This is a genomic window from Pseudarthrobacter sulfonivorans (genome assembly GCF_001484605.1).
GTDB classification, from domain to species: Bacteria; Actinomycetota; Actinomycetes; order Actinomycetales; family Micrococcaceae; genus Arthrobacter; species Arthrobacter sulfonivorans_A.
This window is the reverse complement of sequence record NZ_CP013747.1, coordinates 2,863,237-2,876,213: the sequence shown is the minus strand read 5'-3', so window position 1 is coordinate 2,876,213 and position 12,977 is coordinate 2,863,237. Positions and strand designations below refer to the sequence as shown.

At 64.0% G+C, this 12,977-nt stretch carries 11 protein-coding genes; 3 read left to right on the top strand and 8 right to left on the bottom strand.

Annotation, left to right across the window (positions count from 1 at the left end):
* The first annotated feature begins 43 nt into the window (after positions 1-43).
* The gene (locus tag AU252_RS12960; RefSeq protein ID WP_058931083.1) at positions 44-1,225 is read left to right on the top strand and encodes a cation:proton antiporter; all 1,182 of its coding nucleotides are present in this window, start codon (positions 44-46) and stop codon (positions 1,223-1,225) included.
* Positions 1,226-1,335: 110 nt separating this feature from the next.
* Here the strand turns inward: AU252_RS12960 and AU252_RS12955 are convergent, their stop codons facing one another.
* The 3 genes from AU252_RS12955 to AU252_RS12945 all read right to left on the bottom strand — a co-directional run bounded on the left by AU252_RS12955 (position 1,336) and on the right by AU252_RS12945 (position 3,996).
* Positions 1,336-2,367 carry a Gfo/Idh/MocA family protein gene (locus AU252_RS12955; RefSeq protein WP_058931082.1) on the bottom strand — a complete coding sequence of 344 codons (1,032 nt, stop codon included), beginning with the start codon at positions 2,365-2,367 and terminating at the stop codon, positions 1,336-1,338.
* An 80-nt stretch (positions 2,368-2,447) separates the two neighbouring features.
* The gene (locus AU252_RS12950; protein WP_058931081.1) at positions 2,448-3,437 is read right to left on the bottom strand and encodes an HAD-IIA family hydrolase; all 990 of its coding nucleotides are present in this window, start codon (positions 3,435-3,437) and stop codon (positions 2,448-2,450) included.
* Positions 3,438-3,633: 196 nt separating this feature from the next.
* Positions 3,634-3,996, bottom strand: coding sequence for a cupin domain-containing protein (locus AU252_RS12945; RefSeq protein WP_058931080.1), 363 nt, complete (start codon positions 3,994-3,996; stop codon positions 3,634-3,636).
* A gap of 250 nt (positions 3,997-4,246) precedes the next feature.
* Between AU252_RS12945 and AU252_RS12940 the strand changes: the two genes are divergently transcribed.
* Complete coding sequence (locus AU252_RS12940) at positions 4,247-5,740, top strand: glyceraldehyde-3-phosphate dehydrogenase (RefSeq protein ID WP_083510375.1); 1,494 nt, start codon at positions 4,247-4,249, stop codon at positions 5,738-5,740.
* A 312-nt stretch (positions 5,741-6,052) separates the two neighbouring features.
* The gene (locus AU252_RS12935; RefSeq protein WP_058931078.1) at positions 6,053-7,078 is read left to right on the top strand and encodes an ATP-dependent 6-phosphofructokinase; all 1,026 of its coding nucleotides are present in this window, start codon (positions 6,053-6,055) and stop codon (positions 7,076-7,078) included.
* A gap of 6 nt (positions 7,079-7,084) precedes the next feature.
* On the opposite strand, the gene fbaA is transcribed toward AU252_RS12935, so the two are convergent.
* From fbaA to tkt, 5 genes are all read right to left on the bottom strand, one after another.
* On the bottom strand, positions 7,085-8,104 hold the full coding sequence (gene fbaA / locus AU252_RS12930) for a class II fructose-bisphosphate aldolase (RefSeq protein ID WP_058931077.1): 1,020 nt from the start codon (positions 8,102-8,104) through the stop codon (positions 7,085-7,087).
* 82 nt (positions 8,105-8,186) lie between these two features.
* A complete protein-coding gene (locus AU252_RS12925) occupies positions 8,187-8,660 on the bottom strand; it encodes a ribose-5-phosphate isomerase (protein WP_058931076.1) in 474 nt (157 codons plus the stop codon).
* 10 nt (positions 8,661-8,670) lie between these two features.
* Positions 8,671-9,390, bottom strand: a complete 720-nt coding sequence (rpe, locus tag AU252_RS12920) for a ribulose-phosphate 3-epimerase (RefSeq protein ID WP_058931075.1) — start codon at positions 9,388-9,390, stop codon at positions 8,671-8,673.
* A 34-nt stretch (positions 9,391-9,424) separates the two neighbouring features.
* Positions 9,425-10,546, bottom strand: a complete 1,122-nt coding sequence (gene tal / locus AU252_RS12915) for a transaldolase (protein ID WP_058931074.1) — start codon at positions 10,544-10,546, stop codon at positions 9,425-9,427.
* A 109-nt stretch (positions 10,547-10,655) separates the two neighbouring features.
* Positions 10,656-12,788, bottom strand: coding sequence for a transketolase (tkt, locus tag AU252_RS12910; protein ID WP_058931073.1), 2,133 nt, complete (start codon positions 12,786-12,788; stop codon positions 10,656-10,658).
* Positions 12,789-12,977 lie beyond the last annotated feature (189 nt).

The following is a 12,977-nucleotide window of genomic DNA, read 5'->3' as shown; positions in this document are numbered from 1 at the left end:
TGAAAGCTTTGGCGAGGAAGCCGTCCAATCTCGGGAAGAGGCCATGAACCCGCTTGCCTTGAGCCTCATAGAACTCGGGGCAGTGGTGTTCTCCCTCGGCCTGTTGGCCAGACTGGCCGAACGGATCGGAATGTCGCCCATCCCCCTCTATCTCCTTGGCGGCCTCGCCTTTGGCACAGGCGGGATTGTTGAGCTTGAAGGCATGAAGCAATCCGCGCACCTTTTTGGGGAGATCGGCGTCATTCTGCTGTTGCTTGTGCTCGGGCTGGAATATACGGCGTCCGAGCTTTTCACCGGACTGCGAAGATCGTGGCGGGCCGGTCTCCTTGACCTCGTCCTGAACTTCCTGCCGGGGGCAGCACTTGCCCTGTTCCTGAACTGTGGGTTCGTGGGTGCCATGGTGATGGGCGGCGCAACCTACATCTCGTCATCAGGCATCGCGGCGAAGGTGATCACTGATTTGGGCTGGCTGGGCAACCGCGAAACCCGGGTGGTGATCTCCATCCTTGTGTTTGAAGACCTGACCATGGTCATCTACCTTCCCGTCCTCACCAGCATTCTTGCCGGCGTCAGTTTCGTCAGCGGACTCACCACGGTGGGCATTGCGCTGGCGGTGGTGAGTGTGGTCCTGCTGGTTGCGCTGCGCCACGGACACCGGGTCTCCAAGGCTGTCCAAAGCGAGAACTCAGAGGTGTTCCTCCTGAACGTCCTGGGCGCGGCGCTGCTCGTAGCCGGCGTGGCATCAGCCATGCTCGTGTCAGCGGCAGTTGGAGCCTTTTTGCTCGGCATCGCGATCTCCGGTGCCACATCGCACAATGCCGCGCGTATTCTGGCACCGCTCCGGGACCTTTTCGCCGCGATCTTCTTTGTGGCGTTCGGCCTGAACACCGACCCTGCCTCCATTCCACCGGTCCTTGGCTGGGCACTCGCCCTCGCTGTTGTCACCACGGCCAGCAAAATGGCGACCGGCATCTGGGCTGCGAAGCGTGAGGGCATTGCCCGGCCCGGCCGTCTGCGTGCCGGAGCGGCGCTTGTGGCCCGCGGGGAATTCTCGATCGTTATTGCCGGACTGGCAGTGGCATCCGGTGCCGTCACCCAAGAACTGGCGGCCATGGCTACTGCCTATGTGCTGATCATGGCCGTGGTTGGCCCATTGGCCGCGCGCTACGTCGAACCGCTGGTGGAAATCGTGCTGTCCGCAGAGGGCGTCGTTACGAAAGTCTAGCTGTGGTGCGTTCGACGGCGCGCGCGAACCAGAGGGAGTGTCTGTGGCAGCCAACGGGAAGGCCGAAAACCGGTTTTGCCGTCGGCGTCTCCGGCTCGGGCGTCAAATTGTCAGCTGACGCCTGCGCCAGCGCCAGAATGCGGTTTCGGTTCGGACGCCTCGTGTTTCCGCGCCGCCTGGTCGAGAGCTTCCAACACCCGCGCGTTGGCTCCCGCGTCCGTGAGATCGTAGCGGAGCGGCCTACCGTTTAGGACGCTGTCGGCGAAATGTTCGCCCATCCGGACGAAATGGTTTTCGCCTTTGAACTCGTGATGGATAGTGTCCTGCCCGAAGTGATGCTCCTCCAGGACCGAATCCTCCTCCAACAGCCCAAAAGGATTGTCGAGGTAGAGTCGGCCCTCGGTGCCCGTGATTTCCAGGAAATTGCGGCGCTCGAGGTTCACTCCGGTATCAAAAAGCGCGGTGGCGCTGCCGGGAAAGCGCAGCATGCCAGCAATGCTGGCATCAATGAGACCTCCGTCGTTGGCGTCGCGGTAGTTGCCAAAGGCGGTGACCCGGGCCGGCTCCTGCCCCACGACCATCCGACTCACATTGACGCAGTAACACCCTGTGTCGAAAAGTGCGCCGCCGCCGAGGCCGGCATACCAGCGGATATTGTCGTCGCCGCCCGCATCGAAGGAGTGACCGACGTGGAGAAATGTCAATTTGCCCACCGTACCGGCCGCGAGCAGCTCTTGCAGCTTTTCGAAACGCGGGTGAAAACGGTACATGAATCCTTCTAAGACTTTGAGCCCGGTCTCGTCGGCCTTGCGCGAAATCTCCTCGCACTCGGCGGCGCTCATTGCCAAGGGTTTTTCACAGAGGACGTGCTTGCCTGCGTCTAAGGATTTCAGAATCCATTCGAGGTGAAGTGAGTTCGGCAGCGGAATGTAGACAGCGTCGATGTCCGGCGAAGCGAGCAGCGCCTCGTAAGAGCCGAACGCCTGTGGGACGCCGTGCTTGTTGGCGTACTCCCTTGCCTTTTCCTCGGTGCGGGAAGCAATACCTACTACCTCACCGTTTTTCGTTTTCTGCAACGCCGTAATTGTCTTGCGGACGATGTGGGCGGTGCCGAGGACGCCCCAACGCAGCTTCTCGCTCATTGAACTCTCCTTTTCTAGTACCTGCCCCGTTTGAGGAGGGTTCTGCACACCTACTGCGGTTCATTCCTGACCGAACGCCCCTATCCAGCCGTCGTAAACACGATTTCCGGCGCAGAATGCGGTGTCATAAGCGGGTGGGCTGCCCACCAGGCGGCGCACGCTGCGCGCCAGCTGTTGAGGTCGTTTTCACGGCCGTTGATGCTTACCGTCGATCCCGATGCCCGGGCCACTGCCGCGCCACAGGAGTAGGCCCCGTCGTCGGCCGTGATCGCGGGGTACTCCACGTAGAGTTCGCCCAGAGAACGAATCACGTAGTTCGGACGCTCGTCCAAGCGTGCAGCCAGCGCCGTTTGGACCGAGTCCACGCCCGTGAGGACGAGAACCGTGGCCATGCCTGCGCGGTTTCCGCCGAGGATGTCGGTGTCCAGGCGGTCGCCGACCACGAGAGCGCGCTCGACGCCGGAGTGGCGCGCCGCCGTCTCGAAGAGGGCTGCTTCTGGTTTTCCCGCTACTAGGGGCGACTTGCCGGTGGCAGCGGCAACCGCGGCCACCAATGACCCGTTACCCGGAGCGAACCCCCGCTCCTGGGGAAGGGTCATGTCCATGTTTGTCGCTACCCAAGTGGCACCTGCTGTGACCGCGTAGGCGGCTTCTGCCAGGTCCTTCCAGCCGAGGGCAGGGGAAAATCCCTGGATGACTGCGTCTGGCCGATCATCCGAGCTTGACACGACGACGAGCCCTTGCGCCCTGACGGAGTCTGCGAGGATCTGACTGCCCACGACGAGCACAGCCGCGCCTGCGGCCATCTTGGCGGCCAGCAGCTGTGCACCGGCCAGCGCGGATCCGAAGACCTGCTCGGCGGTGGCAGGTGCTCCTAATTCCCGGAGGTGGGTGGCAACCTCCTCTGGTGAGCGCGACGCGTTGTTAGTCACGTATGCCAGGCTCTTGCCCTCACCTTCGAGCTTATCGAGTGCGTTGGTAGCGCCGTCGATCGCCCTCGGCCCGGTATACACGACGCCGTCGAGGTCCGCCAGCACTCCATCAAAGCCGTCAATTAACCGCATGCTCATTGATACCTCATCTTCCGCTGGTGTTGATGACCGGCTTGCACTCTTGTGCGGCGCCAGTAACGAAGGCTAATAAACCGGCTGCGCCGGCCCGATGCGTGCAAGGCACAGACTCCGCCACGCTCAGGAATGAAAATCGGATCGCGAACGGCCGAGCCAGGCCGCGCAATATCCTGACCTGGCTCGGCAGCGGTCCGTGTCAGGCCGAGAAAATCACAAAGAATTTCCTGATCCGTTCCTGGATCTCCCATGTCCCCTGCCAACCGATGGGGAAGACGGCGGCGGTTCCGGCCTCCAACGTGATCGGTCCAGCGCCATCCTGGGTGACCACCATGCGGCCTTCAAGGACATGAATCGCTTCGCCGCGCTCCAGGAATTCCCACCGAGAGAGGCCTGGGTCGGCTTCCCAGACTCCAGAGAGGATGCGGGAGTCGTCGCTGGTAAAGGGAACGGCAATTCGCGTTGGTATCTCGTCGCCGAGCACTTCGGCCAACGGGGGGCCGAGCAGGGATTTGTCTAGGTCCCCAGCGAAGAGCTCGCTGGGCTGGAAAGTTACGCTCATTTGATTTTGCCTTTCTGCTGCTACTCGCCGGCAATGTCTCCGGCGGGCTGGCGGGTGACCAGATAGAGGCACTGTAGCCCAGCCCGTTCGGGTAGGGAAGTGACCGCCTTCCGCCCCGGCGCGCCGCCCAGACTACCCAATAGGGTAGTCAGAACCATCCCGAAATAGCGTTTCCCCTATCCGCAAATGACAGGACGATGGAGGCTAGGCCAAGCTCCAACAGATCCGACCCATTGCGAAAGGAAGCCCGATGCAACAACTCCCAGATTCCTGCCTTGATACGTGGATGGGCCGGGAGGCCCTTGCCGAGGCCATGATTCCGGTGATCGGCCGGCTGTACCGCGAAAACAACGTGGTGACCAGCATCCACGGCCGCAGCCTGATCAACAAGTCCACCATGGGCATCCTCAAGGCGCACCGCTTCGCGCGTCGGATCAGCAATGACGAGCTGCTCCCGGGGGAAACCGCCCCGCTGCTGAACACCCTCGCCGGCCTGGACCTGGGCGCCGCAGCCATCGACATCGCCCGCCTCAACCAGAAGTTCAAGGAAGAGGGCGGCGGGGCAACCCTGGAAGAGTTCCTCCGCGCCGAACTCGCCGACGTCGTCGGCCGGCGCGGCGCTGATGACCGCGCCAGCACCGACGTCGTGCTCTACGGCTTTGGCCGCATCGGCCGCCTGCTGGCGCGCCTCCTCATCGAAAAGGCAGGCGGCGGCCACGGCCTGCGCCTGCGCGCCATCGTGGTGCGCCGCGGCTCCGACAACGACCTCACCAAGCGCGCCAGCCTCCTGCGCCGCGACTCGGTCCACGGCTCCTTCGAGGGCACCATCCGCGTCAATGAGGAAGCCGGCACCATTACCGCCAACGGCGTGCAGGTCCAGGTCATCTACTCGGACAACCCCGCCACGATCGACTACACCGCCTACGGCATCCACAACGCTCTCGTGGTGGACAACACGGGCCGCTGGCGCGACGTTGAAGGGCTGTCCCAGCACCTGTTGAGCAAGGGCGTGGCCCGCGTGCTCCTGACCGCTCCGGGCAAGGGCGAGCTGAAGAACATCGTGCATGGGATTAACCACGGCACCATCCTGGACTCGGACAAGATCGTGTCCGCGGCGTCCTGCACCACCAACGCCATCACGCCGGTCCTGAAAGCCATCAACGACAGGTTCGGCGTGGTCCACGGGCACGTGGAGACCGTGCACTCGTTCACCAATGACCAGAACCTGATCGACAACTTTCACAAGGGCGACCGCCGCGGCCGCTCCGCCGCGCTGAACATGGTGATCACCGAAACCGGAGCGGCCACTGCTGTGGCGAAGGCACTGCCGGAACTGCTGGGCAAGCTCACCGGCAGCTCAATCCGCGTTCCTACCCCGGACGTCAGCCTGGCCATCCTCAACCTGAGCCTGGAGAACGGCACCACCAAGGATGAGGTCAACAGCTTCCTCCGCGATATGTCGCTGCACTCGGACCTGCGCAAGCAGATCGACTACATGGACTCGCCCGACGTGGTCTCGACGGACTTCGTCGGCTCCCGCCATGCCGGCATTGTTGATAGCCTCGCGACCATCTCCAATGACAAAAACCTCGTCCTCTACGTCTGGTACGACAACGAGTTCGGCTACAGCTGCCAGGTGGTCCGCGTCATGGAAGAGATGGCCGGCGTCAACCGGCCGTCCTTCCCCGCGCGGGATGTCGTTCAGGAGGCCATGTCGGTGCTTGCCGCGCTGAAATCGGCCTAGCGCGATCCTCCCCCACCAGCAGCATTCGAGGGGAAGGAGCGGACGAACCTCACTCGCCTTGACGACGGAATTTAGGGAGACTCAATGTGCATTGTTGATCCCCCTACGGCTGAGAAGCCGCCTTTCACGGCACCGTCGCAGTCCCCAGCAGGAGTTTCGCCATGAAACGGCACGTGACCCTCAGGCTTGTACCGTGTGGCGCACCTCGAATCTGCAACAGGTTTATGCCGTACCACGTACCACCCACAACACTTCCAGGTGCGTCAGTGTGGCGCACTGCCTGTAAATCCTCTCGCAGAATTTGAGCCGAACATGAAAATTGGAATCCTCACCAGCGGTGGCGACTGCCCCGGACTGAACGCTGTCATCCGCGGCGCCGTACTTAAAGGCATCACCGTCCATGGCCACGAGTTTGTCGGGTTCCTGGACGGCTGGCGGGGCGTGGTTGAGGGCGACATCATCGATATCCCCCGCACCATGGTCCGCGGCATCGCCAAGCAGGGTGGCACGATCCTGGGCACGTCCCGCACCAATCCCTTCGAAAACGGCGGCGGCCCCGCAGTCATCAAGGACCATATGGATCGCCTGGGCATCGACGCCATCATTGCCATCGGCGGCGAAGGGACCCTTGCCGCCGCAAAGCGGCTGACCGACGCAGGGCTGAAGATCGTGGGCGTCCCCAAGACCGTGGACAACGACCTCGACGCCACGGACTACACCTTCGGCTTCGACACCGCCGTGCAGATCGCCACCGAAGCAATCGACAGGCTGCGCACCACGGCAGAATCCCACCACCGGTGCATGATCGCCGAGGTCATGGGCCGGCACGTGGGCTGGATTGCCCTGCACGCGGGCATGGCCGCAGGCGCCCACGCCATCCTGATCCCGGAGCAGAAGATCAGCATCGAACAGATCGCCCAGTGGGTGAAGGAAGCCCACGCCCGCGGGCGCGCACCGCTGGTAGTGGTGGCCGAGGGCTTTGTTCCGGACTACATGGAATCCCCGCACTCCGAGCGCGGCCTGGACACCTTCGGCCGGCCCCGCCTGGGCGGCATCGCGGACCAGTTGGTCCCGGAACTGGAAGCCCGGACCGGCATCGAGACCCGTGCAACGATCCTGGGGCACATCCAGCGCGGCGGCGTCCCGTCCGCCTTCGACCGTGTCCTTGCAACGCGCCTGGGCATGGCCGCGATCGACTCGGTAGTGGAGGGCTGCTGGGGCACCATGGTGGCGCTCAAGGGCACCGATATCGAGCACGTTGGCTTCGCGGAAGCGCTGGGCAAGCTGAAGACCGTGCCACAGGACCGCTACGAGGAAGCAGCGGTCCTGTTCGGCTGACCTTCTTTAGATCGTCTTTCCGGCGGAACCGAGCTGCTTGGTGGCCTCGACGATCCGGGCGGACAGGCCTGCCTCGGCGGAGGCGCCCCAGACACGGGGATCGTAGAGCTTCTTGTTGCCCATTTCGCCGTCGATCTTCAGGACGCCGTCGTAGTTGGCGAGCATGTGGCCGGCCACCGGACGGGTGAACGCGTACTGCGTGTCGGTGTCGATGTTCATCTTGATCACGCCGTAGGAAACGGCGTCAGCGATCTCCTGGTCCGAGGAACCCGAACCGCCGTGGAACACCAGATCAAACGGGCTGTCCTTGCCCAGCTTCGCGCCCACCTGCGCCTGGATGTCCTTCAGGATCTCCGGGCGCAGCTTCACCCCGCCCGGCTTGTACACGCCGTGCACGTTGCCGAACGTCAGGGCCGTCAGGTAGCGGCCGTTCTCGCCGGCACCGAGGGCTTCGATCGTGGCCAACGCGTCCTCGACCGTCGTGTAGAGCTTGTCGTTGATGGCGTTTTCCACGCCGTCTTCCTCGCCGCCGACAATGCCGATTTCAACTTCGAGGATCATCTTCGCGGCGGCGGTGCGCTCCAGCAGCTCGCGGGCGATGCGCAGGTTGTCTTCAAGAGTCTCGTGCGAGCCGTCCCACATGTGGGAGTTGAAGATCGGGTTGCGGCCGGCCTTGACCTCGGCCTCGGACGCTGCGAGCAGCGGCAGGACAAAGCCGTCCAGCTTGTCCTTGGGGCAGTGGTCGGTGTGGAGGGCGATGTTGACGTTGTAGTTCTTGGCCACTTCGCGGGCGAACGCCGCGAAGCCGAGGGAACCGGCAACCATGTCCTTCGTGGCAGCACCGGACCAGTACGCGGCACCGCCGGTGGAAACCTGGACGATGCCGTCGGACTCGGCCTCGGCGAAGCCGCGCAGGGCGGCGTTCAGCGTCTGCGAGGAGGTGACGTTGACGGCCGGAAACGCGAAGCCGCCGGCCTTCGCGCGGTCGATCATCTCGGAGTAGATCTCTGGGGTTGCAATGGGCATGCTGACTCCTATGCTGAGTTTTCGTCTGTGAACGCGTCATAGCCCCGCCGCATGGGACGGAGCTATGACGTAGCCGGGGTTTTTACTCGGCCACCTCGCCGGTGGTTTCGTAGGTGGCGATCTTGCCGATGCGGCGTTCATGGCGCTCGGCATTACTAAACGGTTCTGCCAGGAATGCCTCGATCAGTTCGGTGGCCTCCTGCACGGTGTGCTGCCGCCCGCCCACTGCCACCACGTTGGCGTTGTTGTGTTCGCGGGCCAGCTTGGCCGTATCGAGGTTCCAGGCCAAGGCCGCGCGGACGCCCTTGACCTTGTTCGCGGCGATCTGCTCGCCGTTGCCCGAACCGCCCAGCACAATCCCGAGGGCGTCAATGCCTGCGGCCTGATCGGCCACGACGGCGGAGGCTGCCTTGATGCAGAACGACGGGTAGTCGTCCTCGGCATCATAGGCCGCCGGCCCGTGGTCCACCATCTCGTAGCCGTTGGCAGACAGTGCATTGATGAGGTGGGAGCTTAGCTCCATACCGGCGTGGTCGGTTCCGATGTGAACGCGCATGAGTGGTCCTTCAGACTGGTTGGGGTGCGATGTTGTTGAGGTGGAGAGCCGTTCGGCCGAAGGCGAGCTGGCCGTTCGCGCGCAGTGACTCGATGGCGTCCGCAGGAGACGGCTTGCCGTACACGGCTGACCCGGCCACAAAGACGTTGGCACCGGCCTCCGCGGCCCGAGTGATGGTTTCCTCCGTGATGCCGCCGTCCACCTGGATGGCCACGTTCACTCCTGAACCGTCAACCGCCGCGCGGGCACGGCGGATCTTGGGCAGCATGACATCCAGGAACGCCTGGCCGCCAAAGCCCGGCTCCACCGTCATGATCAACAGCATGTCCAGTTCGGGGAGCATGTCCAGGTACGGTTCCACCGGAGTGGCCGGACGCAGGGCCATGCCCGCCTTGGCCCCGCGTGCGCGAAGTTCGCGAGCGAGTTTGATGGGGGCGTCGGATGCCTCGACGTGGAATGTCACAGAGCTCACGCCGGCGTCGGCGTACAGCGGAGCCCAGCGGTCCACGTTGGCAATCATCAGGTGGGCGTCCAACGGGACGGGGCTGACCTTCTGCAGGCGTTCCACAACAGGCAGGCCGATGGTCAGATTTGGCACAAAGTGGTTGTCCATAACATCCACGTGCACGGCATCGGCGTTGCTGATGCGGGCGAGTTCGGCCTCGAGATTGACGAAGTCGGCCGAGAGGATGCTGGGGTTGATGCAGCAGTTCAGAGGTGATGCGGACATGATGTCTGCCTTTCGGTAGCGGTCAGAGCTCGGGTCAGGATGCCTTCCGTGCGGTGGCGAGGGCGCCTTCGACGTCGGCCAGCAGTTCCTTCCAGCTGGCCACAAACTTGTCCAGGCCCTCCGATTCGAGGAGGGCAACCACCTCGTTGTAGGAGATGCCGAGGGCGTCCAGTGCGTACAGCACGCCCTTGGACTCGGCATAGGTGCCGGTGATGGTGTCACCGGTGACCACGCCGTGGTCGAACGTCGCGTCAAGCGTCTTCTCCGGCATGGTGTTGACGACGTCGGCGGCAGCCAGTCCGGTGACGTACAGGGTGTCGGGGTAGGCAGGGTCCTTCACACCGGTGGAGGCCCACAGCGGACGCTGCGTGCGTGCGCCGGCTTTGGTCAGAACTTCCCACCGTTCGGTCGAAAAGAGCTGCTCGTACACCTGGTAGGCCAGGCGGGCATTGGCTACGCCGGCCTTGCCCTTGAGTGCCTTGGCTTCGTCGGTGCCGAGGGCGTCGAGCCGTTTGTCGATCTCGCTGTCCACGCGGGAGACGAAGAACGAGGCGACCGAGTGGATCGTGGACAGGTCATGCCCGTTTTCCTTGGCCAGTTCCAGGCCGGATTGGAAGGCGTTGATGACGGCGCAGTAGCGGTCGAGGGAGAAGATCAGGGTCACGTTGACGCTGATGCCTTCGGCGAGGGTTGCGGTAATCGCTTCCAGGCCTTCGAGCGTCGCGGGGATCTTGATGAGGACGTTGTCCTTGTCCACCTTCTTGTAGAGGTTCTTGGCCTCGGCGATGGTGCCGGCCGTGTCCCAGGCGAGGCGCGGGTCAACTTCGATGGAGACACGGCCGTCCACTCCCTTGGTCGCAGCGGCGATCGGGGCGAACAGGTCGCAGGCGTCCGCGACGTCGGTGGTGGTGATCTCGAAGATGGTCTCCTCAACACCGGCGCCCTGGGCGGCGAGTTCTGCGATCTTTGCGTCGTAGTCCGAGCCGGAGGTGATCGCGGCCTGGAAGATGGACGGGTTGGTGGTCACGCCGACGACGTTCTTTTCGTCGATGAGCTTCTGGAGGCTTCCGCTGGCGAGACGCTCACGTGAGAGGTCGTCGAGCCAGATGGACACACCGGCGTCGGACAGCTGGGCGGTGGGGGTTGCGTTGGTCATGGCTTCTGCTTCTTCCTTCAAAAATTGTGGACTGGTGAGGGTTCGCGGCGGCACCGCGGGACGCCCCCATAAGGCCGTCCCGCGGTGCCGCCGCAGTGCAGGGGAAAGGCTAGTTGCGGGCCGCGGCGAGGGAGTCCTTGGCAGCGGCGGCAACCGCCTCCGCGGTAATGCCGAACTCCTGGAACAGGCGCTTGTAGTCAGCGGAAGCACCGTAGTGCTCGAGCGAGATGGAACGGCCGGCGTCGCCAACGAATTCCCTCCAGCCCAGGGCCAGACCGGCCTCCACGGAGACGCGGGCCCTGACGGCGGCGGGGAGCACGGACTCGCGGTAGGCGGCGTCCTGGTTGTTGAACCACTCGACGCACGGCATGGAGACAACGCGGGCGGCGATGCCTTCGGCCTGCAGGGCTTCGCGGGCCTGGACAGCCAACTGGACCTCGGAGCCGGTTGCGATCAGGAGCACGTCGGCCGGCACGGTGGCGCCGTCCTTCGATGCTTCAGCCAGGACGTAGCCGCCCTTGGCCACACCGGCCGGGGAAGCAAAAGTGTCGCCCTGTGCTGCACCATTACCGCGGGCGAAGGTGGGGACGTTCTGACGGGTCAGGACGATGCCGGCCGGGTTTTCGTGGTTCTCCAGCATGGTCTTCCACGCTATGCCCACCTCGTTCGCGTCACCGGGGCGGACGACGTCCAGGCCCACGATGGCGCGCAGGGTGGAGAGCTGCTCCACCGGCTGGTGAGTGGGGCCGTCCTCGCCCAGGCCGATGGAGTCATGCGACCATACGTAGATGGACGGGACACCCATGAGGGCGGAGAGGCGGATGGCGGGGCGCTGGTAGTCGCTGAAGATCAGGAATGTGCCCGAAAAAGCTCGGGTGCGGCCGTGCAGCGAGATGCCGTTCACGATCGAGGCCGCGGCGTGCTCGCGGATGCCGAAGTGCAGGACCCGACCGTACGGGTTGCCCTTCCACGTGTCCGTGGAGCGCGAGGCCGGGATGAACGACGGCGATCCCTCGATGGTGGTGTTGTTGGACTCCGCGAGGTCGGCCGAACCGCCCCACAGTTCCGGCATGACCGGGCCGATCGCGTTCAAGACCTTGCCGGACGCTGCGCGGGTGGAGACGTCCTTGCCTGCTTCGAAGACCGGCAGGACGGCGTCGAGTCCGGCTGGAAGCTTCTTGGCTTCGATCCGCTCCAACAACGCAGCGCCCTCAGGGTTGGCCGACTGCCACGCCTCGAAGGACCCGTCCCATTCGATGCGGGCAGCAGCACCGCGTTCGACGACGGCGCGGGCGTGCGCCAGGACGTCCTGGTCAACGTCGAAGGACTTGGCCGGATCGAAGCCCAGGACCTCCTTGAGGCCTGCCACTTCGTCGGCACCCAGGGCGGAACCGTGGATCTTGCCGGTGTTCTGCTTCTTCGGCGCCGGGTACCCGATGATGGTGCGCAGCGAGATGATGGACGGCTTGGAGGTCTCGGCCTTCGCGGCGAGCAGGGCCGAGTACAGCTCCTGGACGTCTTCGACATATTCGCCCGTCTCGGTCCAGTCAACGCGCTGGGTGTGCCAGCCGTACGCCTCGTAGCGCTTGAGGACGTCCTCGGTGAAGGAGATGTCGGTGTCGTCCTCGATGGAGATGTGGTTTTCGTCGTACACCACCACGAGGTTGCCCAGTTCCTGGTGGCCGGCCAGCGAGGAAGCCTCGGAGGTCACGCCTTCCTGGATGTCGCCGTCGGAAGCGATGACCCAGATGGTGTGGTCAAACGGGGACGTGCCCTCGGCAGCGTCGGCGTCGAACAGGCCGCGCATCCGGCGCTGCGAGTAGGCGAAGCCCACCGAGGAGGCCAGGCCCTGGCCCAGCGGGCCGGTGGTGATTTCGACGCCGGCGGTGTGCTTGTACTCGGGGTGGCCCGGCGTGAGGGAATCCCAGGTGCGTAGCGCCTTGAGGTCGTCCAGTTCCAGGCCGTAGCCGGACAGGAACAGCTGAATGTACAGGGTCAGCGAGGAGTGACCGGGTGACAGGATGAAACGGTCACGTCCCAGCCAGTCCGGGTCGCGGGGGTCGTGGCGCATCAGCTTCTGGAAGAGAAGGTAGGCGGCCGGTGCAAGGCTCATGGCCGTGCCGGGGTGGCCGTTGCCAACCTTCTCGACGGCGTCCGCAGCCAAAACACGGGCTGTGTCCACGGCGCGCTCGTCCGCGGGCGTCCAGTCGAGTGTTGCTGAATTTGTAGTGCCGGGGAGCATAACATTTGTTCTCAGGTTCACGGTTTGTCCTCTTGGATCTGGTCGGCCTGTAGCGGCCGGACGGATGCTTTCTGGTTGATATCCATGATTGCGAATCGAATGGGCAGGGGTAACACTGTTTTCTGACGGTTCTTACTACCCTTTTGGGTTGGTTGGACGCTTCCGCCCCGGTAAGCTGTTGGGATGAGT

Coding starts and splice junctions, on each gene's coding strand:
- tkt (WP_058931073.1), bottom strand. CDS start 12,788: ATGCTCCCCGGCACTACAAATTCAGCAACACTCGACTGGACGCCCGCG.
- AU252_RS12960 (WP_058931083.1), top strand. CDS start 44: ATGAACCCGCTTGCCTTGAGCCTCATAGAACTCGGGGCAGTGGTGTTC.
- AU252_RS12935 (WP_058931078.1), top strand. CDS start 6,053: ATGAAAATTGGAATCCTCACCAGCGGTGGCGACTGCCCCGGACTGAAC.
- AU252_RS12950 (WP_058931081.1), bottom strand. CDS start 3,437: ATGAGCATGCGGTTAATTGACGGCTTTGATGGAGTGCTGGCGGACCTC.
- rpe (WP_058931075.1), bottom strand. CDS start 9,390: ATGTCCGCATCACCTCTGAACTGCTGCATCAACCCCAGCATCCTCTCG.
- fbaA (WP_058931077.1), bottom strand. CDS start 8,104: ATGCCCATTGCAACCCCAGAGATCTACTCCGAGATGATCGACCGCGCG.
- AU252_RS12940 (WP_083510375.1), top strand. CDS start 4,247: ATGCAACAACTCCCAGATTCCTGCCTTGATACGTGGATGGGCCGGGAG.
- AU252_RS12925 (WP_058931076.1), bottom strand. CDS start 8,660: ATGCGCGTTCACATCGGAACCGACCACGCCGGTATGGAGCTAAGCTCC.
- AU252_RS12955 (WP_058931082.1), bottom strand. CDS start 2,367: ATGAGCGAGAAGCTGCGTTGGGGCGTCCTCGGCACCGCCCACATCGTC.
- AU252_RS12945 (WP_058931080.1), bottom strand. CDS start 3,996: ATGAGCGTAACTTTCCAGCCCAGCGAGCTCTTCGCTGGGGACCTAGAC.
- tal (WP_058931074.1), bottom strand. CDS start 10,546: ATGACCAACGCAACCCCCACCGCCCAGCTGTCCGACGCCGGTGTGTCC.